Source organism: Nannocystis punicea, from assembly GCF_026965555.1.
Taxonomy (GTDB): domain Bacteria; phylum Myxococcota_A; class Polyangia; order Nannocystales; family Nannocystaceae; genus Nannocystis; species Nannocystis punicea.
In genome coordinates this window covers 10,130,586-10,157,233 of the sequence record NZ_CP114040.1, presented here as the reverse complement: position 1 = coordinate 10,157,233, position 26,648 = coordinate 10,130,586, and the positions used below count along the sequence as shown (strand labels likewise).

The 26,648-nt window shown below is 71.0% G+C and carries 19 protein-coding genes and 1 tRNA gene; 12 read left to right on the top strand and 8 right to left on the bottom strand.

Going from position 1 to position 26,648, the window contains the following annotated elements:
• Positions 1-41: 41 nt before the first annotated feature.
• The 3 genes from O0S08_RS38910 to O0S08_RS38900 all read right to left on the bottom strand — a co-directional run bounded on the left by O0S08_RS38910 (position 42) and on the right by O0S08_RS38900 (position 3,069).
• Positions 42-719 (bottom strand): hypothetical protein, encoded by a 678-nt coding sequence (locus tag O0S08_RS38910; protein ID WP_269034539.1) that lies wholly within the window; start codon positions 717-719, stop codon positions 42-44.
• A 76-nt stretch (positions 720-795) separates the two neighbouring features.
• Complete coding sequence (locus O0S08_RS38905) at positions 796-2,259, bottom strand: NCS1 family nucleobase:cation symporter-1 (protein WP_269034538.1); 1,464 nt, start codon at positions 2,257-2,259, stop codon at positions 796-798.
• 75 nt (positions 2,260-2,334) lie between these two features.
• Complete coding sequence (locus O0S08_RS38900) at positions 2,335-3,069, bottom strand: hypothetical protein (protein WP_269034537.1); 735 nt, start codon at positions 3,067-3,069, stop codon at positions 2,335-2,337.
• A gap of 397 nt (positions 3,070-3,466) precedes the next feature.
• Between O0S08_RS38900 and O0S08_RS38895 the strand changes: the two genes are divergently transcribed.
• Together O0S08_RS38895 and O0S08_RS38890 are read left to right on the top strand one after the other, a co-directional pair.
• Positions 3,467-3,757 carry a hypothetical protein gene (locus O0S08_RS38895; RefSeq protein ID WP_269034536.1) on the top strand — a complete coding sequence of 97 codons (291 nt, stop codon included), beginning with the start codon at positions 3,467-3,469 and terminating at the stop codon, positions 3,755-3,757.
• Between the two features lie 35 nt (positions 3,758-3,792).
• Positions 3,793-4,041, top strand: a complete 249-nt coding sequence (locus O0S08_RS38890) for a metalloregulator ArsR/SmtB family transcription factor (protein ID WP_269034535.1) — start codon at positions 3,793-3,795, stop codon at positions 4,039-4,041.
• A gap of 225 nt (positions 4,042-4,266) precedes the next feature.
• Here O0S08_RS38890 and O0S08_RS38885 read toward each other — a convergent pair whose 3' ends face one another.
• The 4 genes from O0S08_RS38885 to O0S08_RS38870 form a co-directional block, all read right to left on the bottom strand.
• Positions 4,267-6,540, bottom strand: coding sequence for an RCC1 domain-containing protein (locus O0S08_RS38885; RefSeq protein ID WP_269034534.1), 2,274 nt, complete (start codon positions 6,538-6,540; stop codon positions 4,267-4,269).
• Between the two features lie 198 nt (positions 6,541-6,738).
• The gene (locus O0S08_RS38880) at positions 6,739-8,310 is read right to left on the bottom strand and encodes a vWA domain-containing protein (RefSeq protein ID WP_269034533.1); all 1,572 of its coding nucleotides are present in this window, start codon (positions 8,308-8,310) and stop codon (positions 6,739-6,741) included.
• Between the two features lie 324 nt (positions 8,311-8,634).
• Positions 8,635-8,708, bottom strand: a tRNA-Pro gene (locus O0S08_RS38875).
• A 231-nt stretch (positions 8,709-8,939) separates the two neighbouring features.
• Complete coding sequence (locus O0S08_RS38870) at positions 8,940-10,148, bottom strand: FHA domain-containing serine/threonine-protein kinase (protein WP_269034532.1); 1,209 nt, start codon at positions 10,146-10,148, stop codon at positions 8,940-8,942.
• A gap of 199 nt (positions 10,149-10,347) precedes the next feature.
• Between O0S08_RS38870 and O0S08_RS38865 the strand changes: the two genes are divergently transcribed.
• From O0S08_RS38865 to O0S08_RS38835, 7 genes are all read left to right on the top strand, one after another.
• Complete coding sequence (locus O0S08_RS38865) at positions 10,348-11,037, top strand: HAD family hydrolase (RefSeq protein WP_269034531.1); 690 nt, start codon at positions 10,348-10,350, stop codon at positions 11,035-11,037.
• Positions 11,038-11,194: 157 nt separating this feature from the next.
• Positions 11,195-12,406 (top strand): efflux RND transporter periplasmic adaptor subunit, encoded by a 1,212-nt coding sequence (locus O0S08_RS38860; protein ID WP_269034530.1) that lies wholly within the window; start codon positions 11,195-11,197, stop codon positions 12,404-12,406.
• Between the two features lie 4 nt (positions 12,407-12,410).
• Complete coding sequence (locus O0S08_RS38855) at positions 12,411-16,013, top strand: efflux RND transporter permease subunit (RefSeq protein WP_269034529.1); 3,603 nt, start codon at positions 12,411-12,413, stop codon at positions 16,011-16,013.
• A complete protein-coding gene (locus O0S08_RS38850) occupies positions 16,010-19,171 on the top strand; it encodes an efflux RND transporter permease subunit (protein WP_269034528.1) in 3,162 nt (1,053 codons plus the stop codon). Before O0S08_RS38855 ends, O0S08_RS38850 begins: the two co-directional genes overlap by 4 nt.
• Positions 19,172-19,205: 34 nt before the next feature.
• Complete coding sequence (locus tag O0S08_RS38845; protein WP_269034527.1) at positions 19,206-20,294, top strand: alpha/beta fold hydrolase; 1,089 nt, start codon at positions 19,206-19,208, stop codon at positions 20,292-20,294.
• A 118-nt stretch (positions 20,295-20,412) separates the two neighbouring features.
• Positions 20,413-21,171 carry a hypothetical protein gene (locus tag O0S08_RS38840; protein ID WP_269034526.1) on the top strand — a complete coding sequence of 253 codons (759 nt, stop codon included), beginning with the start codon at positions 20,413-20,415 and terminating at the stop codon, positions 21,169-21,171.
• Between the two features lie 58 nt (positions 21,172-21,229).
• Complete coding sequence (locus tag O0S08_RS38835) at positions 21,230-21,688, top strand: NUDIX domain-containing protein (RefSeq protein ID WP_269034525.1); 459 nt, start codon at positions 21,230-21,232, stop codon at positions 21,686-21,688.
• On the opposite strand, the gene lnt is transcribed toward O0S08_RS38835, so the two are convergent.
• Positions 21,660-23,255 carry an apolipoprotein N-acyltransferase gene (gene lnt, locus O0S08_RS38830; RefSeq protein WP_269034524.1) on the bottom strand — a complete coding sequence of 532 codons (1,596 nt, stop codon included), beginning with the start codon at positions 23,253-23,255 and terminating at the stop codon, positions 21,660-21,662. The two genes, O0S08_RS38835 and lnt, sit on opposite strands and share 29 nt — an antisense overlap.
• 93 nt (positions 23,256-23,348) lie before the next feature.
• On the opposite strand from lnt, the gene O0S08_RS38825 reads away from it, so the two are divergent.
• From O0S08_RS38825 to O0S08_RS38815, 3 genes are all read left to right on the top strand, one after another.
• Entirely contained in the window at positions 23,349-24,110 is a 762-nt protein-coding gene (locus tag O0S08_RS38825; RefSeq protein ID WP_269034523.1) for a DUF7873 family protein, read from the top strand.
• Between the two features lie 691 nt (positions 24,111-24,801).
• Positions 24,802-25,260 carry a hypothetical protein gene (locus O0S08_RS38820; protein WP_269034522.1) on the top strand — a complete coding sequence of 153 codons (459 nt, stop codon included), beginning with the start codon at positions 24,802-24,804 and terminating at the stop codon, positions 25,258-25,260.
• The gene (locus O0S08_RS38815) at positions 25,260-26,648 is read left to right on the top strand and encodes a hypothetical protein (RefSeq protein WP_269034521.1); all 1,389 of its coding nucleotides are present in this window, start codon (positions 25,260-25,262) and stop codon (positions 26,646-26,648) included. Before O0S08_RS38820 ends, O0S08_RS38815 begins: the two co-directional genes overlap by 1 nt.

The following is a 26,648-nucleotide window of genomic DNA, read 5'->3' as shown; positions in this document are numbered from 1 at the left end:
CCGTGGGACATGTCTTCAGGGGCATGCCCGAGCGGACATGTTCAGCCGCACATCACGTCGGCCGGGCAGTAGAGCGAGTCGAAGGCGCCCGCCAGCAGGACGTCGTCGGGCAGGGTGACCTCGTAGGTGCCGCGCACGCCGTCGGCGGTGATCTCGGTGATGACGACGGTGCCCTGGTCGCTGGTCTCCGGCGTGCCGTCGCCGTCGTCGTAGGAGGCGAAGCCCCAGCCGCCGTTCAGCGGGTGCTCGCCGAGCGCGAGCGAGTCGACGCCCTTGAACAGGACGATCCGGAGCAGCGGCGCGTCCTCCGGCCAGTCGGAGTCGCAGGCGCGCTCGGCGAGGTCGATCTTGAACTCGACCGCCGGGCCGTCGTCGGGCGCACACGTCTCGTTGTGCGCGCTCGGCTGGCCGACGAGCGGGCCCTCGGTCGTCTCGCCGGTCGATGTCTCGGCGGTGGTGCCGGGCCCGGTGGTGGTCTCGGGCTCGCCGGTGGTGGTCGTCGCCTCTTCCGAAGTCGAGGTCGGGCCTGTCTCGGTCTCGGTCGAGGTCGGCTCGCTGGTCGTGCCGGTCTCGTCGGTCGTCGACGCAGGAGGGTCGCCGGTGGTGGCCGTGTCGGTGGGTGCGCAGTCACCGTCGTTGCCGCACAGGGTCGTGGCACAGGCGGGCGTGAGCGCGAGGAGCAAGGCAGTGAAGGGGAGCGCGTAAGCGTAAGTTCGCATGGCCGGAGTATAGGAGACGCGATCCGGCTGTCGAGGCAGGGCGAGCTCGAAGCGCGCTCGTCGCGGAGGCCGCGGCTCAGGCCTTGCGGGTGCGGGCGAGGTAGACCGCGGCGGAGGCGGCGAAGCCGGAGAACCATGCCCCCGAGAACAGGAACTCGAGGCCAGGTACGAGCTTGCCGAGCAGGACCACCGCGACGCCGACGCCCATCGCCAGCATCGCGTCGGGGTTGAAGCCGCGGCGGTAGGTGTAGGGGCCGTGCGAGCGGTAGAGGCCGGCGAGGTCGAGCTCGGTGCGGCGGACCAGCCAGTAGTCGGCGAGCAGCACCCCGCTGACGGCCCCGAGCAGGCCGGAGTAGCTGACCAGCCAGGCCTGGTAGACGTCGAGCAGCAGCCACGGGCACACGAGGACGCCGACGGCCGCGGCGACCAGGCCGCCGCGGCGGAAGTCGAGCGCGCGCGGGAAGGCGCTGGCCAGCGAGTTGGCCGGGCCGACCACGTTGGCGGCGATGTTGGTCGACAGGGTCGCGACCGCCAGGGTGAGCATGGCGAGGACGGCGAGCAGGGTCGAGCCTGTCTCTCGGGACATCCGGACCACCAGCTCGACGGGGTCCCAGATCGCCTCGCCGTAGAGGATCAGGGTCGCGGAGGTGACCGCCACGCCGATGAACGAGAACAGCAGCATGGTGGTGGGCAGGCCGTACAGCTGGCCCAGCAGCTGCTCGCGCTGGCTGCGGCAGTAGCGGGTGAAGTCGGGGATGTTGAGCGAGAGCGTGGCCCAGAAGCCGACCATGGCGGTCAGGCCGGGCAGGAACACCTGCACGAACCATGTCCAGGAGGACATGTCCCGAGAGCCCTGTACGAGCGCCTGCGAGCGGGTGAGGATCACGCCGAGGCCGCCGGCGCGGCTCTGGGCCCACCACAGCAGGGCGAACCCCACGACGATGAGGAACGGCGCGGCCAGGTTCTCGAGCCACTTGATCGACTCGGTGCCCTTGTAGACGAACACGACGTTGAGCAGCCAGAAGCCGAGGAAGGCCAGCCACATCGGCAAGGACAGGCCGATGAAGGTCCCGCCGCCGCCGAGGTCGTGCCACGCGGGCCACAGCAGGCCGATCAGCTGCGACATCGCCTGGCCGCCGATGAAGGTCTGGATCCCGAACCATCCGCAGGCGATGAGGGCGCGCGCCAGGCTGGGGATGTGCGCGCCGCGGGTGCCGAAGGCGGCCCGCGCGAACACCGGGAACGGGATGCCGTAGCGCGTGCCGGCGTGGCCGCACAGGATCATCGGCACCAGCACGATCAGGTTGCCGAGCAGGATGGTGAGCATGGCCTGCCACCAGTTCATGCCGCTCTTGATCAGCGAGGCCGCGAGCACGTAGGTCGGGACGCACACGCTCATGCCGACCCACAGCGCGGCGAGGCTCCAGCGGTTCCACGTCCGCTCGCTGCGCGGCGTCGGGTCGAGGTCGGCGTTGCGGAGGGCGTCGTCGTCGGGCGGGCTCGTGAGCTCGACGAGGCCGTCCTGCTCCTGCGTGGACATGAAGCCGATGCTACCAGGCCCTCGCGGGGCCCAGGCCGCCGCCCGCCGCGCCGCCGCAGAACAGCGCTCGGCGGCTCAACAGCCGCTGACCGCCAGAGAGTCGGCGACGACGCTGACCTCCGCGGGCACCCACGGCAGGTCCTGCGGGAAGCCGAGGACGAGGTCGAGGCTGTCGATCGTCGGGGGGCAGAACGGCTCGGTGACCCAGACCGCGACGCCGGCGACGCTGTCGGCGGCGACTGCCTGCGGCATCGGAGCCATGAAGTCGAGGCAGTCGGCGGCGCCCTGCGAGACCGTGGCGCCCTGGTACCACCATTCGGGCGGCAGGGTGAGCTCGGGCGCCGGGACGTCGCCGGGGCGGGCGAAGCGAATGTCGACGCAGAAGTCGTCCTTGAGCGCGGCCATGCGGACGGTGAGGTGATCGAGGCCGCCGGCCCAGAACTCGGCGGCGAAGGCGACGTCGGGCGGGCCGGCGCTGTCGGTGGTCGTGGTGGTCGAGGGATCGGTCGAGGTGGTCGAGGTGGTCGTCTCGACGGGCTCGGTGGTGGTCTCGGCGGTGGTCTCGCCGGTGGTCGTCTCGACGCCGGTGGTCGGCAGCGCCTCGGTGAGGGTGGTAGCGACAGTGGTCGGCAGGGCGTCGGTGGTCGCGGGCTCGGTGGTGGTGGTGCTCGCGGTCGAGGTGGTGCCCGGCGCGGTCGAGGCGTCGCTCGAGCTCGAGGTCGTGGGGTCGGTGTCGGTGTCGCCCGGCGCCCCGGGGCCGCAGGCGAGGATGGTCGAAAGGACAGGTAAGGTAAGGATCGCAGTGCGCATGTCTCGAGGATGCGCGCGCGCCGGCGACGTGTCCACGCGCGCGCAGGGATCAGCAGCCCTGGAGCGGCAGGTCGGTGGCCTGGACCAGGTCCTGCGCGGGCACCCACGGGAGCTCCTGCGCGAACGTGACCGCCACGTCGATGTCGAGCGTGCCGGGACAGACCGGCGCCGCCGGCCAGTCGCTCGAGCCCGCGGCAGTCTGCGCGGGTCGAGCGGCGAAGGCGGGGTTGTGCGAGGAGCGGGCCGGGATCCTCGCTCATGGGCGTGAGTGTTATTTAGCCGATCTGCTAAATTTTATGGACAAGATCGAACCGGTTGGCTAAACGGGGGCCGTGGAGGCAGAATGCTCATGAGTCACGAACCCGACCGCAGACGCAAAGACCCGGAGGCGCCCGTCATGAACGTCGTCACGTACGTGCCGAAGGTGGGCAAGGAGGAGGAGCTGCTCGCGCTCGTGAAGAAGCACGAGCCCGCGCTGCGCAGCGTCGGCCTCGCCGGGCCGGAGCCGTTCCGAGTGTGGAAGGCGTTCGACATCCGGAAGCAGCGCGTGTCGTTCATCGAGCAATTCGCGTGGAAGGACGGGAGATCGTCCGACGTCGCGCACCAGACACCCGAAGTGATGGCGGTCTGGGAGCCGATGGGACCGGTCCTCGAAGAGCTGATCATCTGCGAGGTAGAGCCCATCTGAAAGCGCAGGAGAAGCTCGAGGCTCTCGATCGAGTCGTGTCGGCGCTCGCACACCCCGCGCGCCGGCAGATTCTGCTCACGCTCCATTTTCGCGGCGGAGAGGCGACCGCCGGCGAGATCGCCGAGCGCTTCGAGCACGCGTGGCCGACCACCACGCGCCACCTCCACGTGCTCGCGGAGGCGGGGCTGCTCCAGCAGGAGAAGCGCGGTCGTACGCGGGTCTACACGCTCGATCGGAAGCGGCTCGCCCTCATCACCGAATGGCTCGCGTGGTTCGACCGCTAGCCGTCAGCGCTCGTAACTTTTTTGGGGCGCCCTCGCATCTTGCTGCGCAAGGTCGACCTCGAACACACCGAGCTGATGTCGCGCGGGTCCCGTTGGGTCAACGAGCGCCGTAGGACCGTTGAGACATGCCCTGAAAGGCATATCCCATGAGACATCGAGAGGCCGCCGGAGCGGTGGGCAGAGCTCCAACAGACATGTCCTAATGGACATGTCTGTTGGAGCATGTCACGGGAGGTCGACCACCGGGGTCGGGGTGTTCGACTGGCTGCCGGCGCCGCCGCCGAGCTGGCCGCGCTGGTTGCTGCCCCAGCACAGCACGCGGCCGTTCTGGCGCAGGGCGCAGGTGTGCTCGGAGCCGGCGCTGAGGCGGATCGTGCCGTCGATGCGCGGGCCGGGGACGGGGAAGCGCTGGAGCTGGGTGCCGCGGTCGCCGAGCTGGCCGGCGTTGTCGCGACCCCAGCAGTAGATCTGCCCGCCAGCCACCGCGGCGCAGGCGTGGGCCTCGCCGCCGGCGATGGTCGTGGTACCGCGCATGTCCTTGACCCGCACGCGCGCGACCGAGGCGATCGTGAGGCCGGCGCCGAGCTGGCCGTCGTCGGTGTTGCCCCAGCACCAGACCTCGCTGTTGCTGGTGCGCGCGCAGGTGTGCAGGGCGCCGGCGGCGATCTCTTCGGCGGGCAGCAGCTTCATCACCGGGACCACCGCCTGGCCGGTCTGGGTGCCGACGCCGGCGAGGTTGCCGAGCTGACCCCAGCGGTTCTGCCCCCAGCACAGCGGGATCCGGTTGCTCTGCAGGGCGCAGCTGTGGACCTCGCCGAGGGCGAACTGAGTGATCTGTCCGAAAGATCCATTGACGATCGTGGGCCGGTCGGCGTCCTCGATCTTGCCGACGGCGACCTGGCCCTCGGCGCCGCGGCCCCAGCACACCACCTGGCCGGACTTGCGCTGGGCGCAGGTGTGGTCGCGACCGGCGCCGAGCTCGACCGCGTCGCTGAGGCCGGCGACCGCGACCGGGCGGGTGCGGGCCTGCTTGCTGCCGTCGCCGAGCTGGCCGCGGCCGTTCTGGCCCCAACAGGCGACGGCGCCGGTCTTGCGGCGGGCGCAGGCGTGGTTGCGACCGGCGGCGATCTGGACGGCGTCGTCGATGCCGCTGACGTCGTCGGCGCCGCCGCGATCGGCCTGCGAGCCGTCGCCGAGCTGGCCCATGTTGCCGGCGCCCCAGCACAGGATGGAGCCGCCGGACAGGGCGCAGCTGAAGTCGTCGCCGCTGGCGATCTCGCTGACGCCGGTGAGGTTGCGGACGCTGACCGCGACGCCCTCGGTCTCTTCGCCGGCGACGCCGTTGCCGAGCGCGCCGGCGCCGTTGCTGCCCCAGCAGACCACGCCGCCGCTGCGCAGGGCAGCGCAGGTGTGGTCGGCGCCGGCGGCGATGCTGACCGCCTGGGTGAGGCCGACCACCGCGGCGGCGGCCTTGCGATCCTCGGCGGTGCCGTCGCCGAGCTGGCCGTTGGCGTTGTCGCCCCAGCAGCGCGCGGCGCCGTCGCCAGTGCGGGCGCAGGTGTGGGCCTCGCCGGCGGTCAGGGCCACGGCCCCGGCGACGCCGGCGATGTCGACCGGGTTCTTGCCGAAGCCGGCGCCCCAGCACAGCACGCCGCCGCCCGCCTTGAGCGCGCAGGTGTGACCCTGGCCGGCGGCCAGCGCCTGCACGCCGTCGACCCCGGGGACCGGACCGGGCGCGCGGGCGCTGCCGCGGTCGCCGAGCTGTCCGTGAGAACCTGTCCCCCAGCACATGACCTTTCCGCCCTGTACTCTCGCGCAGCTGTGACGCGCGCCGGCGACGACCTCGCCGGCGCCGGTGACCCCGGGGACGAGCGCGGGCGAGACCCACACCTGGCGGCTGAGGTCGCCGATCTGGGCGTGGCGGTTGTCGCCCCAGCAGGCGACCTGGCCGGTCTTGCGCACGGCGCAGGTGTGCGTCGGGCCGGCCGCGATCGCGGCGGCGTCGGTGATGCCGCGGACGGTGGTGGGCCGGGCGCTCTGGGCCCCGGGCCGACCGGCGCCGTCGCCGAGCTGGCCGGCCGCGTTGCTGCCCCAGCACTGGACCTGGCCGCCGCGCACGAGGGCGCAGCTGTGCTGGTCGCCGAGCGCCAGCTGGACGACGTCGCCGAGGCCGACCACCCGCACCGGTCGCGGGCTGTCGCGCAGGTTGCCGTCGCCGAGCTCGCCGCTACCGCCCCGGCCCCAGCAGTCGACCGCGCCCGAGCGCAGCACGGCGCAGGTGTGCGCGCCGCCGGCGGCGACCGCGGTGGCAGGGTCGGGGCCGGTGTTGGTGTTGTTCGGGACAGGTTGTGAAGGACCTGTCCCGGGGGACGTGTTCTGAGAGCCAGGTTTGGCGGTGGTCGGCGGCTTGGCGGTCGGGTAGCCGCGCGGTCCGGTGGCGCAGGCGGCGAGGGCGAGGAGGCCCGCGGCGAGGCCGAGGGCGCGCGGGGAGCGGCGCATGCGGCGAGTATGCCCGGGCCGAGGCGGCGGACGGCCGCAAATCGCGGGCGCCCGAGCGCGAGGGCCGCGGCCTGCCGGAGCCCGCAGGCGCCGCGAGCAGAGCGGCCGTCGTGAAGGAGCCGAGGCGTGCCGTCGCGGCGAGGACGGCGAGGTCCTGTGCGCGTGGCCTCGCGCGAGCGCCTCACGGCTGCGCGAGGCTCAGCGGGCCACGGTGGCGGGCGCGTCGAGGGGCTCGCCTTGCTGGCGAGCGGCGAGGCCGACGAGGGCCAGCATGCCGCGGCGCCAGCCCTTGAGGTCGGGGCCGAGGGCGCCCTCGGCGAGGCCGCGGATCTGCCGGTACGAGACCGACCGCGCGTGCTCGGAGTTGCGCAGCTTCATGCCGAACATGGCGACCGCGGCGGCGAAGCGGAGGTCGGCGGAGGCGGCGTCGAGGGCGCTGCCCGGATCGGCGACCGGCATGGTGAGCAGCTGGCTGTCACCGCCCTCGGGCTGCTTGAAGCGCAGCTTGACGTGCATGAGCTCGCCGCTGCCGGCGCTCGCGGCGGGCGCGGCCTTCTCCTGCTGGTAGCGCAGCGGATCGACGCCCGGCACCGCACCCTCGGCTCCGGGCGGCAGGACCTCGTAGAGCGCGGTGACCGTGTGGCCGGCGCCGATCTCGCCGGCGTCCTTGCTGTCGTCGTTGAAGTCCTGGTGGGCGAGCACGCGGTTCTCGTAGCCGACGAGGCGGTACGCGCCGACCTTGAGCGGGTTGAACTCGACCTGGATCTTCACGTCCTTGGCGATCGTGACCAGGGTGGCGCCGGCCTGCTCGACCAGGACCTTGCGCGCCTCCTGCAGGCTGTCGATGTAGGCGTAGTTGCCGTTGCCCTTGTCGGCCAGCAGCTCCATCGTGCTGTCCTTGACGTTGCCGGTGCCGAAGCCGAGGACGGACAGGAAGATCCCGCTGTCGCGCTTCTGCTCGATGAGCCGTTGCAAAGCGCCCTCGCTGCTGACGCCGACGTTGAAGTCGCCGTCGGTCGCGAGGATCACGCGGTTGATGCCGCCCTTGCGGAACGACCGCTGAGCCAGCGCGTAGGCGGCCTCGATGCCCTGGCCGCCGTTGGTCGAGCCGCCGGCGTAGAGCTTGTCGATCGCGGCGACGATCGCGTCGCGGTCGGAGGTCGGCTCGAGCACGACGCCCGCGGCCCCGGCGTAGACGACGATGCCGACGCTGTCGACCGGGCGGAGGTCGGCGACCAGCATCGTCAGCGACCGCTGCAGCAGCGGCAGCTTGTCGGCGCTCGCCATGCTGCCCGACACGTCGAGCAGGAACACCAGGTTGCGCGGCGGGATCTCGGCCGGCGCCAGCGACTTGCCCTTGATCCCGATCTGCACGAGCCGCGCCCTGTCGTTCCACGGACAGGCCGCGACCTCGGTCCGCACCGAGAACGGCTGCGCGCCCTCGGGCTCGGGGTAGGCGTAGGTGAAGTAGTTGATCATCTCCTCGATGCGGACGGCGTCGGCCGGCGGCAGCTGGCCGTCCTCGAGGAAGCGGCGCACGTTGCTGTACGAGGCCGTGTCGACGTCGATCGAGAAGGTCGAGAGCGGGTCGTCCGTCACCCGCTTGAACGCGTTCTCGGCGATGTGCGCGTAGCTCTCGGTGTTCGGCGCCTCGTCTGCGACCGCGGCCGGGGTCGCGTAGTAGCTCCGTTCCGCGAACGACGCCCGCTTCGCGCAGGCCGGGGTGAGGAGCAGCAGGGCGACGACGGAGAACAGACGCGGGCGGGTCATGCAGCCGCCCGAACGCCGGGGTCCCGGAGGCTCTTACAGGACGCCGTGGCGCGCGGGCGCGCCCGCGCGGACGCCCGCGCGCAGGGAATCAAATGTCCCTCGGGACATGTTCGAGGGGACACTCGATTCCTGCGCGTCGACGCCGCCGAGGGCCGTCGAGTCGCCGAAGATGTCCGCGCGCGGGTCGGCCTCGCGGTCGCGGAGATCTCCCGAGCCGACGAGCGGCGAAGGTCGCGCTCGAGCCGAGGGTCGACGCCCGGGCGGCGAGGCGACCAAAGCAAGAAGGCCCGAGTCTTGCGACCGCGGGCCTTCTTACTTTTGTTGTCGGGGTGAGAGGATTTGAACCTCCGACTCCCTGGTCCCGAACCAGGTGCGCTACCAGGCTGCGCTACACCCCGAAGAGGAGGCCGGGTAGATAGCGGAAACGAAGGGTCCGTGTCAAAGGGTAAAACGTGATCAAACTCGCTGGTCTCGGGGCCGAAACGGGCTCAGGAGCGAGAATTGAGGCGGGCGCGACGGCCGCGGTCCAGGAGCGGCGAGCGCGGCGACGGCGGCCGGGAGATCGCGCGTCTCCAGGCGCCCGAATGGGCTCGCGAAAGGCCCGCAAAATGGCCGGCGAGCGCCGCGCCTCAGGTGACGATCGAGATCTCGTAGGGGCCGACCCAGATCTTGTCGTTCTCTTCGAGCTCGACCGGGCGCTGGACGGGGGTGTCGTTCACGCGCACGGAGCCGTCGCCGATGATGGGCCGGAGAAAGGGATGGTTGGGGATCCCGCTCCACTCGAGGACGGCGTGGACGCGCCGGATGTGCTGCGAGTGATGGTCGGGGAGCATGATCTCGCAGCGCTCGCCGCTGCCGATCCGGTAGCTGCCGGGGAGGAACATCCGCTCCTCGACCCCGCCCTCCGGCCAGCGCAGGCGCAAGGTCGCCGCCACCGGGATGCCGAGCTCGCGGTGCAGCACCTCGCCGAGGATGTTGGCCAGCACCCCGGCGTCGTGCGGCCGCCGCTCCGGCTCCTTGTCGAGCGAGGCCATGAGCCCCTTGACCAACATCCGCGGCAAGCCCTCGCAGCCCTCGTGCTTGTCGATCGGCACCACCGGCATGCTCGCGTGCGCATGCAACCATCGGACCGGCTTCTCGCGGTACTCCTCGCGCACCGCGTTGAGCGGCCGGTCGCCGTGGAACGGCGATCGCGCCGACAACAGCTCGTACAGGATGGTCGCCAGGCTGTACACGTCGCTCGCCGGCGACAGCACGCGGGTCTTCAGCTGCTCGGGCTGGCAGTAGTGCGGCGTGCCGACGACCATGTGGATCTGGGTCGCGTTCATGCCGATCACGCTCTTGCCGTCCCACGAGCGCGCCAGGCCGAAGTCGAGCACTTTGATCTGCCCGTTGTCCTGGACGAAGATGTTCTCCGGCTTGACGTCGCGGTGGACGATCCCCTGCGCGTGCGGCTCCGCCAGGCCCAGGCAGGCCTGGTGCACGATCGTCACCGCCTGCGCCGGGTGCAGCGGCTGGTCGAACTTGTGCCACGTGTTGAGGGTCTGGCCCTCGAGGTAGTCCATCAACATGTACACGTGGCCGTCAGGCCGCAGGCCGCAGTCGAAGGTGCGCACGACGTGCGGGTTGGTCAGCGAGCGCAAGATCGTGATCTCGCGGAGCGCCCGCTGGGCCTGGTCGCCCGAGGTCACCGGCTCGCGCGTGAGCTTCAGCGCGAGCGGCTTGTCGTAGCCGCGGACCTCGACCTTGTACACGCTCGCAAAGGCGCCGCTGCCGAGGACCCGCAGGATCTTGATGTTTCCGGCGTAGACATCCCCGGGTTGAAGTACAAGCGCCATAGCCCGCCCGAAAACTATCACGAGGGCCCCGCGAGACAGCAAGGGGGCCCGCGAACGAGCCGCCGGTCCCATGAACACACACCTGCCGAGCCGACCCACCCCCCAGCGCACATCGGGTAAAGCCCCGGAAATTACGCCGATTTCGCGCCTGAGCACGCCCCAGCGGCCTGCGCTGATTGCGACCGACGTCGACGGAACGTTGACCCGGGCGGGAAAGCTGGACCCAGCGGCGCTGGCGGCGATCACCCGCCTGGTCGCCGCCGGGGTCGCGGTCATGCCGGTGTCGGGCCGGCCGGCGGGTGAAGTCACGGGACTGTGTCGTTACTTGCCCGGAGTCACGCGTGGACTGGCCGAGAACGGCTTGCTCGAGGTGATCCCCGACCGGGCGCCGCGCTGGCTGGGCAAACCGACCGACAAGCCGCGGTTGCGCCAGGTCGGCGAGCGCCTCAACGCCGAGCACGACGCCCGTCTGCGGCTCACCGGCGACGACTTCTGCCGACTTGGTGATATCGCCTACGAACGCGACGGTCGCGACGAGCCCGAGCTGGTGCGCCTGCGCGACCTGGCCGCCGAGATGGGCGTGCACCTCGTGTGGTCGAACGTGCATGTGCACCTCGCCGAGTCGGTGCCGGACAAGGGCGCGGCGGTGCTGCAGATGGCCGCGGAGCTGGGGCTCGACCCGCGGGCGATCGTGACGATCGGCGACGCGCCCAACGACGCGGGCCTGTTCGTCGGCGGCCGCTTCGGCGCCACGGTGGGGACTGCGGACATCGCCGGGCAATTGCAGTACCTGCCCGAGGCCCCGCAATTCATCACCCAGGCCCGCGAGGGCGAGGGCTTCGTCGAGATGGCCGAGGCCGTCCTCGCGGCGCTCGCCGTCGGGGCGTGAGGGCCCCTACGCGAGAATTCGCAGGTTCGCGAAACTGGGCGCGCGCTGCGGAGGTCGCAAGGCTCCGCCGCGCGGCTCCGTCGTCGCGGCGAGCGTCGCGGGTGTCCGCGGCGATCTCGCCGCTTTCGTGCTATGCCGCGGGGCGTAAGGCCCGGACATGCTGAGTTCGCCCGCCCCCACGAGGATCCGTCCTTCGCGTCGTTCGCTGCTGCTCTCGCTCGCGCTCGCGCTCGGCTGTCAGGCCAGCGCCGGCGGCGTCGAGAAGAAGGCCGCGGACGCGGAGGTCGTCGAGCAACCCAGCCCCGTCGTCGTCAGCGCCGTCGAGCGCGGCGCGATCACGGCGACGATCTCGGCCGCGAGCACGATCGAGGCCGAACGCCAGGTCACCGTCCACTCCGAGTCGGTCGGCAGGCTCGTCGACCTCACGGTCGAGGAGGGCGACAAGGTCAAGGAAGGTCAGGTGCTGGCGAGGATCCGCTTCGACGCCCAGGCCAACTCGCTGCTGCGCGCCAACACCTCGCTGGCCAAGGCGCAGACCGACTTCCAGCGCATCGAGCAGCTCTACAACGAGCGCGTGCTCGGCCACGAGGAGTACCAGAAGGCCCGCAACCAGCTCGACATCGCCGAGCTCGACCTGCGCGACCGGGCCCGCGAGATGAAGAACACCAAGGTCACCGCGCCCTTCTCCGGCACGATCACCCAGCGCAAGGTCATCGAGGGCGGCTTCGTCACCAACGGCGCCGAGCTGCTGCAGGTGACCGACTTCAACACTCTGGTCGCCCGCGTGTTCGTGCCCGAGAAGGAGCTCGACCGCGTCAGGGTCGGGCAGGAGGCGCTGGTGGTCGGCAAGGCGGCGAAGGGCCGCAAGGGCACCGGCAAGGTCCTGCGGATCTCACCGACGGTCGACGCCGGCACCGGCACCGTCAAGATGACGGTCGCGCTGCCGCAAGAGCTGGCCGGCGCCCAGGGCTTTCTGCCCGGCATGTACGCCGAGGTGACGCTCACCGTCGACCACCGCGAAGACGTCGCGCTGGTGCCCAAGGGCGCGATCGTCCACGACGAGGAGCAGACCTACGTGTTCGTGCCCGAGGGCGACAAGGCCCGCCGCGTGCGCGTCGAGCTCGGCCTGCAGGACGCCGAGAAGGTCGAGATCCTCAAGGGCCTCGGGGCCGGCGAGGCGGTGATCGTCGCCGGTCAGACGGGCCTCAAGGACGGGGCGAAGATCGTCCGCGTCGACATGCAAGGCCGACCCGAGGGCGGCGAGGCCAAGTCGGCCGAGGCGAAGGTCGAAGAGGCGAAGGCCGAGGCGGTCGTCGCCAAGACGGACGCGAAGGTCGAAGACGCGAAGGCCGCCAACAAGGAGAACTAAAGCCGTGGAGCCCGTTCGTCCGGAGTCCGGCGACCTCCAGCTGGCGGCCAAGGCCCGCGAGATGGAGCGCTACCGCTTCACGGTCACGCGGCCGGTCGCGGTGCTGATGGTGTTCCTCGCGGTGGTGGTGTTCGGCGCGTTCAGCATCCGCCTGCTGCCGCTGAACCTGATGCCCGACATCAGCTATCCGCGCCTGACGGTCCGCACCGAGTACCCCGGCGCGGCCCCGGCGGAGGTCGAGAACAACGTTTCTCGGCCCATGGAGGAGATCCTGGGGGTGGTCACGGGGCTGAGTCGCATCGACTCGGTGTCGCGCGGCGGCTACAGCGACGTGATCCTCGAGTTCGCCTGGGACACCGACATGGACGAGGCGAACCAGGACGTCCTCGAGAAGATCGACGCGATCAAGCCGACGCTGCCGACGGAGATCAAGCAGCCGCTGATCCTCCGCTACGACCCCACGCTGGACCCGGTGCTGACGCTGTCGATCAGCGGCGAGGGCGAGACGTTCGCGGGCACCGCCGGGCTCAAGTACCTGCGCCGGATCGCCGACCGCGACATCCGCCGCCTGTTGGAGCCGCTCGAGGGCGTCGCCGCGGTCAAGGTCAAGGGCGGCCTCGAGGAGGAGATCGAGGTGCGGCTCGACGAAGATCAGCTGCGCCGCACCAACATCAACATCGACACCGTGATCAAGCGGCTGCAGGCGGAGAACATCAACCTCGCCGGCGGCAGCATGCGCGACGGCCGGACGCGCTACCTGGTGCGCACGGTCAACGAGTTCCGCGACCTCGAGGACATCCGCGACCTGGTGGTCGTCTCGCGCGACGGCAAGGACATCAAGCTGCGCCACCTCGCCGAGGTCTCGAGCGGCTTCAAGGACCGCGACGTGATCACCCGCGTCGACGGCCGCGAGGCGGTCGAGATCGAGGTCCACAAGGAGGCCGACGCCAACATCGTCGACATGGCGGCGCGCGTGACCGACGCGGTCGAGCAGCGGGTGCAGCCGCGGATCCTCAAGGAGTACGGGGCCCAGGTCGACATCCTCACCGACCGCTCGAAGTTCATCGAGTCGAGCATCGACGAGGTCCGCGGCACCGCGCTCTCGGGCGGCATCCTCGCCGTCATCATCCTGTTCCTGTTCCTCCGCGACGTGAAGACCACCCTCATCGTCGCCATCTCGATCCCGATCTCGGTGCTCGTCACCTTCGCCCCGCTCAACATCGCCGGGGTCTCGCTCAACATCATGAGCCTGGGCGGCCTGGCGCTCGGCATCGGCATGCTGGTCGACAACTCGATCGTGGTGCTCGAGTCGATCCACCGCTGCAAGGAGGAGGGCGACGACTACGTCCGCGCGACCATCCGCGGCGTGTCCGAGGTCGGCAGCGCGGTCATCTCGTCGACGCTCACCACCGTCGCGGTGTTCTTCCCGATGGTGTTCGTCGAGGGCATCGCCGGGCAGATGTTCGGCGACCTCGGCCTGACCGTGGTGTTCAGCCTGCTGGCCTCGCTGGCGGTGGCGCTGTTCCTGATCCCGATGCTGGCGTCGCGCCGGTTCATCGGCGGGCCGCCGTCGAACGAGCGGCCCGCGGTCGGCTTCTGGCGCTCGCTGGGGCGGCTGTGGCTCGACTGGGAGTCGCTGCGCGACCTCCGGCGGGCGGTCCGCCCCAGCTGGTGGTGGATCACTCTGGTGCCGATCCTCTACGGGGTGCTGCGCTTCGCGCTCCACTTCGTGTTCGAGCTGCTCGGCAAGCTCTTCACCGCGCTGTTCCTGCTGCTGAGCTTCGCCTCCGTGCGGGCGGTGCGGGTCGGCGGCTGGCTGCTGCGCTGGCCGCTGATGCCGGTGCTGTTCCTGTTCGACGGCCTGCTGCGCCTGCTCGAGACCGGCTACCCGAAGCTGATCCGCTGGAGCCTGCGCAACCGCTTCGTCGTCTACGCGCTGACCCTCGGCGCCGGCGCGGCCACCCTGTGGGCGGCGCCGCGGCTCGACAGCGAGCTCATCCCCGAGCTCCACCAGGGCGAGTTCACGGTCGAGATGAGCCTGCCGGTCGGCACCCCGCTGCTGGCCACCAACGAGACCACCGCGCCGCTCGAGCGCCAGCTGCTGGCCAGCATCCCCGACCTGCGCACCCTGATCACCACCATCGGCAGCCAGCGCGACTCGAGCGAGGCCGGCGAGCGCGGCGAGCACACCGCCCGCCTGCGCGTCGCCCTCGGCGAGAAGCGGGCGAAGCCGGCCGACAAGGCCGAAGGGGCAGGTCCTGAAGGACAGGGCGTGAAGGACACGTCCGAGGGGACAGGTCCCGAAGGTCAGGCGCGGCAGCCGGAGGAGGAGAAGAAACTCGACCCGGCGGCGGCCGAGGAGGCGGCGCTGGCGGTGATCCGGCCGCTGGTGAAGGGGGTGCCGGACGCGATCATCCACGTGGCGCGGCCGGTGCTGTTCTCGTTCGCCACGCCGATCGAGGTCCAGGTGCGCGGCTACGAGCTCGACGAGCTGCGCGACGCGACGGACGCGGTGCGCGACGCGCTGGCGGGCATCGCCGACCTGCGCGACGTCAAGTCGTCGATCCTGCCGGGCAGCCCGGAGGTCCAGATCGTCTACAACCGCGACGCTCTGGCCCGCCTCAACCTCGACATCCGCTCGGTCGCCGAGCTGGTGCGCAACAAGGTCCAGGGCTACGAGGCCACCAAGTACAACCGCAAGGACCGCAAGATCCCCGTGCGGGTCCGGCTCAAGGACATCGACACCGCGACCGTGAACGAGCTCGCCGACCTGGTGGTCAACCCGGGCCAGCCGCGGCCGGTGCCGCTGTCGGCGGTGGCCGAGATCACGCTCGGGCGCGGGCCCAACGAGATCCGCCGCATCGGTCAGCAGCGGGTCGGCCTGGTCACGGCCAACCTGGCCGGCTCGGGCCTCGGCAGCGCGGCGCGGGAGATCGACGAGCGGCTGGCCAAGCTCAGCCTGCCGGCCGGGGTGACGACGGCGGTGACCGGTCAGAGCGAGGAGTGGGAGACCTCGTCGCGCTCGCTGTACCTCGCGCTCGGCCTGTCGATCTTCCTCGTCTACGTGATCATGGCCTCGCAGTTCGAGAGCCTGATGTACCCGATGATCATCCTGATCACGATCCCGCTGGCGCTGGTCGGCGTGGTCTGGACGCTGCTGCTGCTGAACGTGCCGGTCAGCGTGCTGGTGATCCTCGGGCTCATCTTGCTGGCGGGCATCGTCGTCAACAACGCGATCGTGCTGGTCGACTACACCGGCCAGCTCAAGGAGCGCGGCTACAGCACCGACGACGCGCTGGCGCTGGCCGGGCAGGTGCGCCTGCGGCCGATCTTGATGACGACGCTGACGACCGTCCTCGGCCTGGTGCCGATGGCGCTCGGGCTCGGCGACGGCGCCGAGCTGCGCACGCCGATGGCGATCACGGTGATCGCGGGCCTCAGCTTCTCGACGCTGCTGACGCTGATCGTGATCCCGACCATCTACGCCGGGGTCGACCGCATCTTCGGCGGCGGGGTGCCGGAGTCGCGCGAGGTGACGCTGCTGCGGGAGGTGCGGGCGGTGACCGCGGAGCAGCTGGCGCCGGAGGTCGAGGTGCCGAAGTCATGAGCGTCGGGCCCGAGCTGCGCGACAACGGGATGGTCCACCTGTCGCTGGTGCGGCCGGTGACGATGCTGATGGCGCTGCTCAGCGCGGTGGTGATCGGCGTGGTCGCGTTCTTCGGGATCCCGCTCGAGCTGATCCCGTCGGGCTTCTCGCCGCCGTTCCTGCAGATCGAGGTGCCGTACCCGAACGCGACGGCGCAGGACATCGAGGACCGGATCACGCGGCCGCTCGAGCAGTCGCTGGCGACCACGCCGGGGCTCGAGGAGATCAACGCGACCTCGCGGGCCGACCGCGCCAGCGTGAGCCTCCTGTTCGAGGGCGACACCGACATGGACATCGCCTACCGCGAGGTCCGCGACCGGGTCGCGCGCGCGCGGCCGGAGCTGCCGAGCGACGTCCAGCGGGTGCGGATCAACAAGCAGTCCGGCGCCGGCATCCCGGTCGCGTTCTACAGCGTGACGTGGGACGAGTCGATCGAGCTGCCGCGCGACCGGGTGCAGAAGCACCTGGTCCGCGCCATCGAGCGCATCGACGGGGTCGCCCTCGTCAACCTGTGGGGCAAAGAGGACCGCGAGATCCGCATCGAGCTCAACCGGCCGCTCGCCGAGGCGGCCGGGGTCAACATCTTCACGCTGGCGCAGAAGCTGTCGCAGGCCAACTTCAACCTCGCCAGCGGCGAGATCCGCGACCCCGACGGGCGCTTCGTGGTCCGCTCGATGGCGACCTACCGGACGGTCCAGCAGCTCGAGGACACGATCGTCGGGTCGAAGAACCTGCGGCTCAAGGACATCGCCGACGTCGTCTACGACTACCCGGAGAGCGACCGCATCGACCGCTTCAACGGGCGGCCGTCGATGGTGCTGTTCGTGCTCAAGGAGTCGCAGGCCAACACGGTCGAGGTCTGCGACAAGATCCGCGAGGCTGTCGACGCGGCGGTGCGCGAGCCGGGGCTTTCGGGCTTCGACGTCAAGGCGTTCTTCATGCAGGGCGACGCGATCCGCTACTCGCTCAACCAGGTCACCAGCTCGGGCCTGCAGGGCGGGGTGCTGGCGATCGTGGTCCTGCTGTTCTTCCTGCGCCGCGTCCGCCTGACGCTGCTCATCGCCGCCTCGATCCCGCTGTCGATCTTCCTGTCGCTGCCGGTGATGTACTTCCTCGACCAGTCGATCAACATCATCTCGCTGCTCGGCCTGATGATCTGCGTCGGTCTGGTGGTCGACAACTCGGTGGTGGTCGCGGAGAACATCGACCGCTACCGCGAGCGCGGGATGGGGCCGTACGCGGCGGCGCTGCACGGGGCCTCCGAGGTGGCGCTGCCGATCACTCTGGCGACGCTGACGACGATGATCGTGTTCGCGCCGGCGGCGCTGCTCAGCTCGGGGCCGACGCAGTTCTTCATGATCCGCATGGTCACGCCGGTGTGCGTGTCGCTGCTGGCCAGCCTGTTCGTGGCGCTGGTGCTGGTGCCGATGACCAGCGCCATGGCCCTCGGGACAGGTGACCCGCTGCGCCGCAACGGCAAGCTGTGGCGCGGGCTGCTGGCGGTCGACGCCTGGTGGAAGGCGTGGATGGGCCGGGTGTACGTGGCCACGCTGGGGCGGGTCAACGCGTGGTACGGGGCGCTCCTGCGGGCCAGCCTGCGCCGGCGCATCGACGTGGTGATCCCGTCGCTGCTGATGCTGGTGGCGACCTGCGCGGTGCCGATGCAGCGCGTGAAGTTCTCGAGCGGCGAGAACATGGGCACGCGCAACTTCTGGACCTACTACTCGATGCCCTCCGACGTCACCAAGCCGGAGGCGGAGGCGTTCTTCGTCGAGGTCGAGCAGTCGATCGCGGAGGCCAAGGACGAGTACCGGATCTCCGGCCAGTACATCGGCTTCGACGGCAGCTTCGCCCAGGTGCAGGTGTTCTTCGAGCCGCAGCAGCCCGGCGAGCGGCCGTTCAACGAGGTCCGCCAGGAGGTCTACGACAAGATGCCCAACCGGCCCGGTTGGGTGAAGGAGGCCCGCTTCGGCGGGGCCGACGGCGGCCAGGACAACACGTTCATGGTCACGCTCTACGGCGACGACCACTACTCGGTGCAGGAGGCCCGCGAGACGCTGCAGACGCAGCTGCTGCAGCAGCCCGGGGTGCTCGGGGTGTCGAACCGCGGCTCGGACGCGGTCCGCCGCGACGAGCTGGCGCTGGCGGTCGACCGGACCATGACCGAGCGGTTCGGGATCCCGGCCGGCAACATCGCCAGCTCGATCGCCTACGCGATCCGCGGGCAGGTGCTGCCGCGGTTCCAGAGCGCCACCGAGGACCGCGAGATCGAGGTCCGGATCCGCTACCGCAAGGAGGACCGCGAGCAGCTCGGCGAGCTGCTCGAGTTCAAGGTCCCGAGCGAGAAGAAGCCGGGCACCGTGGTGCCGGTGCGGGTGCTGACCGAGATGACGGTGCAGAAGGGCGACCAGGCGCTGATCCGCAACGACAAGCGGGTGGCGGCGCTGATCCGGCTCGAGCTGGCCGACGAGGGCCGGATCGAGACCATGGACAAGCTGCGCAAGTTCATGGCCGGCTACCGGCTGCCCGCGGGCGTCAGCTTCGACGCCGACCGCGAGACGCGCGAGACCGACGACCTGCGCAACGACATGGTCGGGGCGATGATCCTGTCGACCGCGTTCATCTTCCTGGTGATGGGCTTCCTGTTCGAGAGCTTCATCCTGCCGATGAGCGTGCTGCCGTCGATCCCGCTGTCGTTCATCGGCGTGTGGTGGTTCCTGATGTTCACCGGCTCGCCGATCGACGCGCTGGCGGTGATCGGGATCCTGCTGCTGCTCGGGGTGGTGGTGAACAACGGCATCGTCCTGGTCGACTTCATCAACAGCGCCCGCGCCTCGGGGCTGTCGCGCGAGGAGGCGATCGTCCAGGCCGGCATGCAGCGGTTCCGCCCGATCTTGATGACCGCGCTGACGACCGTCGGCGGCATGATCCCGCTCGCGTTCACCACCCCCAACGGCGAGGGCCTCGACTACGGCCCGTTCGGCAAGACGCTGGTCGGCGGCATGACCACTGCGACGGTGCTGACGCTGGTGGTCGTGCCGGTCGCGTACACCTACTTCGACGACCTCCGGCTCGCGGCCGGCGAGTGGACCCGCCGGGTGCTGTGGCGCCGCCGCTGAACGGTGATAGGTTTCGGCTCGGAGAGGGTGTCTCATGAGCCAGGTTCTCAGGATCGGCGCCGGCCTCGGCGCGCTCGCGCTGGCGGCGCTGGCGGCCTGCCCGTTCCCCCGCGCGACCCAGGTGCCGATGCGCTGGAGCGGGCTGCCGGCGCACGAGGGCGAGCGCAGCGACACCGTGGCGATCCTGCTTCAGGGCCACGGCGACGCGCCGGACGAGTTCGTGCGCCACGGCTTCGTCGCCGAGCTCAAGGCCGCCGAGGTCGACGTGATCGTGGCCGACGCGCACTCGGGCTACTACGCCGACAAGTCGACGGAGGCGCGGCTGTACGAGGACATCGTCGCGCCGGCGCGGGCGGCCGGCTACGCGCGGGTGTGGCTGGTCGGCATCTCGATGGGCGGGATGGGGGCGATCTGGACGGCGTCGATGCACCCGGGGAAGATCGACGGCGTGGTGTTGCTGGCGCCGTACCTCGGGCGTCGCCGCACGCTGCGGGCGATCGAAGCCGCAGGGGCGGAGAACTGGCAGCCGCAGGCGGAGACGGGGCCGTGGGACTACGAGATCTGGCGCTGGCTCAAGCTGGCGAGCGCGGCCAGAAACCCGCCGATCTTCCTCGGCTACGGGACAGAGGACGGCGACCGCGGGCGGGCGATGCTGGGGCGCATGCTGCCGCCGGAGCACGTGTTCACGCGGCCGGGCGGGCACGACTGGCGGACGTGGACCGAGCTGTGGCACCTGATGGCGGTGAAGGTCCCGTGGCGCGGCCAGGACCCGCGCAACCCCGCCGCCGGGCCGGTGCTGCGGACCGCCGACGAGCTGTGCCAGGACAAGGGCTACGACTTCGCCTTCGACCCGACCGCGGTGCCGACCGAGGGCAACCCGGAGATGGCGTGCGGCTTCGGGCCCGGCACGACGTGCACCCCCGAGACCAGCGACGCCTACTGCGACGGCGTGGCGATGGTCGCCTGCGAGCGCGGCAAGATGACGGCCACGAACTGCGTCCAGCGCTGCCGCAGCGTCGGCGACCCCGAGGGCACGCCCCGCGACTCCGGGCGTTGCGCGATCCGCAAGGACGAGGCCGCCTGCGTCTGCTGCGACCGCGACGAGCCGGGCTGCCTGCTCTGAGTGTGCTAGCTTCGTGGTGAAGACGGGCCGGGGCGCCGCAGTGGTTGCGAGGCCGCCAGCCTGTCCCTTCAAACATGGATTCAAGGATATGTTTTTAAGGACATGGCTTTTCGTACTTGTGAGCGCGGCGCTGGCGAGCTGCGGCGACTCGTCCGAGCCGATCCTCACCACCGACGGGGTGACGCAGACGACTACCAGCCCGGGGACCGACGGCATGAGCTCGAGCGACGAGACCGGCGGGCCGCAAGCGTGCCCCGACCCGAACAGCTCGCAGGAGAACGGGGAGTGCCTCTGCAACCTCGGTTATGCGTGGTGTAACCCCGACGATGCCGACGACCTGTCGTGCTGCGTCGATCCCGACCAGACCACGGCGACGCCGACCGAGGGGACGGGCGAGCCGACCAGCGACGGGACGAGCGGCGGCGAGGCGTGCCCCGACGCCGTCGATCCGCCGGCGAGCTGCGACGAGAACAGCGAGAGCTTCTTCTGCACCAACCCGGCCTCGTGCGGGCCGCAGGGCAGCGCGCAGTACTACTGCGAGGGGGGCGTGTGGGCCGAGGACACCTCGCTCGACGACACGTGCGAGCTCGACGGCTACGACTTCGCGTACGGCTGCGTCGATGACGGCGCGACGGTCTACGTCGAGTGCGGCTCGGGCTCGGGCGCGGCCTGCTCGGGCGACGCGCCGAGCTGCGAGGGCGCGAGCACCTGGGCCGGCTGCAAGTGGGGCAAGACGACCGAGGTCGACTGCTTCGTCCAGTGCACGGAGGTCGGCGACGGGATGGGCGCGACCTACGACCACGGCGCGTGCGAGGTGCAGGACGGCGAGGCCGTGTGCGCCTGCTGCGACGCGGGCGACCCCGGCTGCCCGGTCTGACGCGCGCGTTCGCGTGCGCTGGTGCCGGCGCGGCCGCGGGCGTAGTCTTGGGCGCGAGATGCCGCGCCCGCCGGTCCCTTCGTACTACTTCGCGCTCGTGGTGGTCCGCCGCGGCGACCGCTTCCTGGTCGTCCGCGAGGTCAAGCACGGCCAGCTCTGGTACCTGCCCGCGGGGCGCATCGAGCAGGGCGAGTCGCTGTTCGACGGGGCCCGCCGCGAGGTGCTCGAGGAGACCGGGCTCGACGTCGAGCTGACCGGGGTGCTGCGGGTCGAGCACACCGCCCACTTCGAGATGACGCGCGTGCGCGTGTTCCTGACCGCGGAGCCGGTCGACGAGCGCCCGCCGAAGTCGACCGCCGACGAGCACTCGCTCGAGGCCCGGTGGGTCACCCTGGCCGAGCTGCGCGCGCTGCCGCTGCGGGGCGAGGAGGTCGAGGAGCTGTTCACCGCCGTCGAGCGCGGCCTGCCGGTGCACCCGCTGTCGCTGATCACGCCCGAGGGCGCGCCGTGGCGGTGAGCCGCTCGCGGTCCGAGCGGCGGCGACGCCACAGCAGCGCGAGGACGACCAGCACGCTGGCCTGACAGACATGTCCGAACAGCCAGCCGCCGCGGGCGTACACGGTCGGCGCGGAGGCGGTGTCGCGGCCGAGCTCGAGCCGGACCACCAGGTGCTCGGGCGGCACGAGGGCGTCGATGCTGGCTGCGCGCAGGTCGGTGGTGGCGACGACGCGGCCGGCGCGGTCGACCAGGGAGCTGGGGCCGGAGTTGACGGCGCGGAGCACCGGGACGCGGTGCTCCACGGCGCGGAGCTGCGCCAGCGCGAGGTGCTGCCACGGCTCGGCGGTCGCGCCGAACCAGGTGTCGTTGGTGAGGTTGACGAACGCCTCGATGCCGCCGGGCTGGGCCGCGACCGCGCGCGCGTACGCGGGCAGCACGTCCTCGTAACAGACCAGCGGACCGAGAGCGATCGGCGCCTCGTTGCTGCGGCCCGGCTGGACCAGCAGTCGGCCGGGCCCGTCGCCGCGGAAGTTGTGGGCCATCCCGGGCACCAGCCCCTTGGCCCACTCCGGGTCGACCAGCGGGATCTCCTCGCCCAGCGGGACCAGGTAGATCTTGTCGTAGCGGCCCACCACGCGGCCGTCGGCGGCCATGTTGATCACCGAGTTGTAGCCGTACAGGTCGCTGTCGGCGGCGGTGCCGGCCCCGAACAGCGTCGGCAGCGAGTGGCGGCGGAGCACGCGGTCGTCGTCGCTGAAGTCGCGCTCGAACGGGCGGTTCAGCGTCCACGGGAACATGTTCTCCGGCCACACCACGAGCTCGGCGCCCTCGGCCTCGGCGCGGGCCGACGGCTCGCGCAGGCGCTCGAGCTTGGCCTGGCGGTCGAACCACAGCAGCGGGATGTTGGGCTGGATCAGCGCGACGCGGACCTCGCGGGTGGTCTCGCCCGCGAGCGACGCGATCCGCCAGCTGCCGAGGGCGAGGCTGGCGACGGGGAGGAGCAGCGCGAGCGTCCCGAGGCGCAGCTGCGCGGGCCGGCGCGCGCGCCAGGCCTCGCCGAGCAGGACGCCGCACAGCAGCATCGGCACCTCGACCAGCGCCGCGCCGCCGAGCTCGGCCGCCTGGATCCACTCGGGGCGGGCGGCCAGGCCCATCGCCAGCGAGAACGGGAACAGCATCGGCCACGACCACCACAGCCCGGACAGGGCCATCGACATGACCCATGGGACATGTCGTGAAGGACCTGTCCACGCGGACACCAACGCCGCCCACGCGGCCAGCGGCGCGGCGGTCCACAGCGCGAACACGACGAACAGCGGGACGCACAGCCACAGGTCGAGCTCGCCGAAGGTGTGGAGGAGATCGACGATCCAGGGGTAGCCGATCGCACCCATGACGACGCCGGCGACGAGGCCGAGGCGCAGGGCCGCGCGCCAGTGGGGGGCCTCGCGCGCGGCGACCCACAGCGGGGCGACTGCGAGCCAGCCCAGAGCGGGGGCGCCGTGCGGCGGGAACGAGGCGGCCAGGAGGGCGCCGGTGCTGGCGGCGGCCAGCAGGTGGAGCAGCGGCGCGCGGTCGGAGGGCACGCGCGAGAGTATTCCGCGCGCGGCGGCGAACGCAACACGCGCTTGACTCGCCGGGCCCGGCCGATAGCCTCATCGCCCACCATCGGAGGCGTCATGCCCAAGCTCAATGCCATCCTCGCGGTCGAGAAGGGCCGCCGGACCGAGCTCCACACGCTCATCACCAGCCTTCACAAGTCGACGCAGCAGCCGTCGCTGATGACGGGCCACCACAAGAAGTTCACCCCGCGGCGCGAGGACGGCGAGACCTTCCCGGACGACTCGCAGGTGGTGCAGCTGACCTACGAGGCGGCGATCAAGGACATCACGGGGGCGCTGGTGTCGCTGCTCGACACGGTCGCCACCAAGGACTGGACCAACTGCGAGGCGCGCGCCGACGTGGTGGTCGACGGCAAGGTGTTCCTGCCGCAGGTGCCGGTGACGTACTTGCTGTTCCTCGAGAAGGAGCTGCACGACCTGCAGACCTTCATCGAGAAGATGGTCGAGCTCGACCCGGCCGAGCGCTGGTCGTACGACGCCGGCACGGGGCTGCACCAGAGCGACCCGGTGCAGACGCAGAAGACCAAGAAGGAGCAGCGGCCGATCGTGCTCTACCACGCGACCGAGCATCATCCGGCGCAGACGCAGCTCATCACCGAGGACGTGGTGGTCGGCCACTGGACCACGATCAAGCGCAGCGGCGCGATCCCCCGCCCGCGCAAGAAGGCGCTGCTCGAGCGGATCGCCAGGCTCGGCGAGGCGGTCAAGTTCGCCCGCGAGCGCGCCAACTCGATCGACGCCACCGAGGTCGTCGCCGGCCGCCGGATCCTCGACTTCATCTTCGAGGGCACCCAGGCCGAGGGCCCGGTGAAGAAGTAAGACCACCCGCGACCGCGCACGCGCGAAGGAGGCCGAGAATTCCCGACAGGGAGACAAGCTCAAGCTGGAGTTCAATCTCAAGGCCAAACAGGCGGGCCATGAAGGTTCGAGTCCTTCCCCCGACATCCACGACCCGCGCGGGTCGGCCACGCGTCGGGGTGGCGAAACGGTAGACGCACCTTCACTTTCTGGTGAGGGCGGTTCGCCGAGCTTCAAGCTCAACTTCTCTCCCAACTTCAAGACAGGTCGGACGAAGCTCTCTCGACGCCCAGCCACACCCCGATCCGAGATGCCGGTTAGATTCCGGCCTGGCACGCCAATCGTATGTGCCGGTGGTCCAACGTCAAGACGCGGGTCTTCAGATCTAAGGGCTGGAAAAGGCCGTGAGCCTCGAATTCCGACCCCGCGGGCGCAAGTGCCGGTGGCACCCAGGCCCGCGGACCCCAGGGGCTCCAGGGTAGGCTACACCCTGGAGCTCCGCCTATTTGGTCAGCATGAACTTTTGGCCAGGTGGGACGGGCGGTGGAGGTCTGCGCGGGGCTGGCGAGGGTGGGCCGAGCGTCGGGCAAATTGGAGCGGGGGCGTGGCCGGGTCGTGACAATGTTCGAATGGCGGGCGCTCGTCGGCGTTGCGGCGCGCGTGGCGATCGTTGTATGGTCCGGCTCGCGTGTCTGCTGCGTCCCCCCGCTCCGTGATTCGCCCCCGAGTGCTGCCGCGCCCGCGCAAGGTCCAGAAGGTCCCGTTCGTCGAATTGTACGCCGGCCGCCTGCAGGGGGTGGTCTCGAGCGGTTCGGACGAGGAGCGGGTCTACGTCTCGTACTTCGAGGCGGGCACCGGCAACTTCTATTGTAGTACGAACAACAACCGGCCCTGCGGCGGCCTGCGCGGCTCGCCGTGCAAGCACCTGGTCGAGCTGCTGAACGAGGGCGTGCTGCAGTACGGGCCGGCGCGGGTGATCGCGTACCTCGGGCTGCAGCAGGCCGAGCCCGACAAGGTGAGGGCGGGCGGCGAGCTGCTCCGCTTCATCAAGGGCGGGCCGCACAAGGTCGAGGCGGGCATGGTGTTCAGCCGCTTCCTCACCTATCTGCAATACGTCAGCGTCGCGCCGACCGGCGTGCCGCTGCCCGACATGGCCTGGTTCGTGCGCTGATGCCTTTGACGGATCTGAAGAGTGTCCCCGAGCCCGTGGTGCACACGGCCGAGCTCGTCGCGCGCCTCGACGAGGTGTTCGAGTCCGGGTTCGGCCGGCTGTCGAGCGCCAACTTGCAGACGCTGGCGTCGCTGGCGGCGAGCTTCGCCGGCACGCCGCTGGCGGAGCCGCTCGACGCGGCGATCGCCGGGCTCGGGCGGTCGGAGTTCGTCGATCGTCACTTCGCCGCGATCGCGGCCGCGCGGGCGGCCGCCCACGGGGCGATGCACGACGCGCTGGTGGCCCAGGCGTGCGCGGCGCTGTCGCGGCCGCGGCCCGAGCTCGAGGCGCTGGCGGACACGCCCGGGCAAGCGGCCCCGCCGCGGGCGGCGGTGCTGCTCGAGAGCGTGCGGCAGTGGCTGATGGAGCTGGCGATCGCCGGCTTCGCCAACCTCGAGGTCGGGGCGTTGTTGCCGTTTCAGGCCACGCTCGACGCGATCATGGCCGAGCCGGCGCTGGTGCGGCACGCGGCGCTGCTGAGCGGCTTCCTCGACGAGCTGCTGACGGTGTTCCCGGCGCACGGCAAGCCGGAGGTGCCGCGACTGCGGTGGGTCGACCTGTGGACGCGCTCGATGGTGCTGTCGCTGGCCCCGCCGGCGCCGGCGGCCACGCGCGAGGTCAAGGGCGAGCTGCGGGTGTTCGCCACCGACTTGCGGCAGCACGATCACGTGGTCTCGCTGGTGGCCTTCGGCGCGCTGCACGAGCCGGGCAAGCCGCCACGGGTGGTGCGGACCTGCGTGTCGGCGTTCAAGGTCGACGTGCTGCAGGGCGAGGACTTCGCCGGCCTGCTCGGCGAGGTCGGCGGCAAGCTGCTCGAGGCGATCGCGGGCGGGCAGGGCGTCAAGATCTCCGGCATGTTATTGCAGGCGACCGGTGACCTGCTGTGGCAGGAGGCGCGCGCCGAGGTGCTGCCGGCCAAGTTGAAGCTGGCCGAAGAGGCAGCCGCGGTGCTGGCCTCGCCGACGGCGCTGCGGCCGAGCGCGCGGCCCGAAGATCGCCACCCGGCGCTGATCGAGGAGCTGGTGTGGCTGCCGGGCGATGGTTACTCGGCGGCGGGCAAGGAAGTGCGCGAGCTGTCGCTCAAGGGGGAATCGTTCGCGGTGGCGTCCGAGCGCTGGCCGAGCAGCGACGATCTCTTGCCCGCCGACGTGGCAGGCAGCAAGGGGCTGGTGGCGCTGCTGCGGTTCGACGGCGGGCGCTGGTCGCTGCAGCCGGTGATGATCGACAAGGGCAAGCCGCTGCCGCGGCTGGTCGGCACCAGCCTGCAGGCGGCCCGCGCCAAGGCCAGGGGCGGCAACCTCGGGACCCTCAAGGAGCGCGCCGGCAAGCTGCTGCGCAAGAAGAGCTGA

Coding starts and splice junctions, on each gene's coding strand:
- O0S08_RS38910 (WP_269034539.1), bottom strand. CDS start 719: ATGCGAACTTACGCTTACGCGCTCCCCTTCACTGCCTTGCTCCTCGCG.
- O0S08_RS38905 (WP_269034538.1), bottom strand. CDS start 2,259: ATGTCCACGCAGGAGCAGGACGGCCTCGTCGAGCTCACGAGCCCGCCC.
- O0S08_RS38900 (WP_269034537.1), bottom strand. CDS start 3,069: ATGCGCACTGCGATCCTTACCTTACCTGTCCTTTCGACCATCCTCGCC.
- O0S08_RS38895 (WP_269034536.1), top strand. CDS start 3,467: ATGAACGTCGTCACGTACGTGCCGAAGGTGGGCAAGGAGGAGGAGCTG.
- O0S08_RS38885 (WP_269034534.1), bottom strand. CDS start 6,540: ATGCGCCGCTCCCCGCGCGCCCTCGGCCTCGCCGCGGGCCTCCTCGCC.
- O0S08_RS38880 (WP_269034533.1), bottom strand. CDS start 8,310: ATGACCCGCCCGCGTCTGTTCTCCGTCGTCGCCCTGCTGCTCCTCACC.
- O0S08_RS38870 (WP_269034532.1), bottom strand. CDS start 10,148: ATGGCGCTTGTACTTCAACCCGGGGATGTCTACGCCGGAAACATCAAG.
- O0S08_RS38860 (WP_269034530.1), top strand. CDS start 11,195: ATGCTGAGTTCGCCCGCCCCCACGAGGATCCGTCCTTCGCGTCGTTCG.
- O0S08_RS38850 (WP_269034528.1), top strand. CDS start 16,010: ATGAGCGTCGGGCCCGAGCTGCGCGACAACGGGATGGTCCACCTGTCG.
- O0S08_RS38845 (WP_269034527.1), top strand. CDS start 19,206: ATGAGCCAGGTTCTCAGGATCGGCGCCGGCCTCGGCGCGCTCGCGCTG.
- O0S08_RS38835 (WP_269034525.1), top strand. CDS start 21,230: ATGCCGCGCCCGCCGGTCCCTTCGTACTACTTCGCGCTCGTGGTGGTC.
- O0S08_RS38825 (WP_269034523.1), top strand. CDS start 23,349: ATGCCCAAGCTCAATGCCATCCTCGCGGTCGAGAAGGGCCGCCGGACC.
- O0S08_RS38815 (WP_269034521.1), top strand. CDS start 25,260: ATGCCTTTGACGGATCTGAAGAGTGTCCCCGAGCCCGTGGTGCACACG.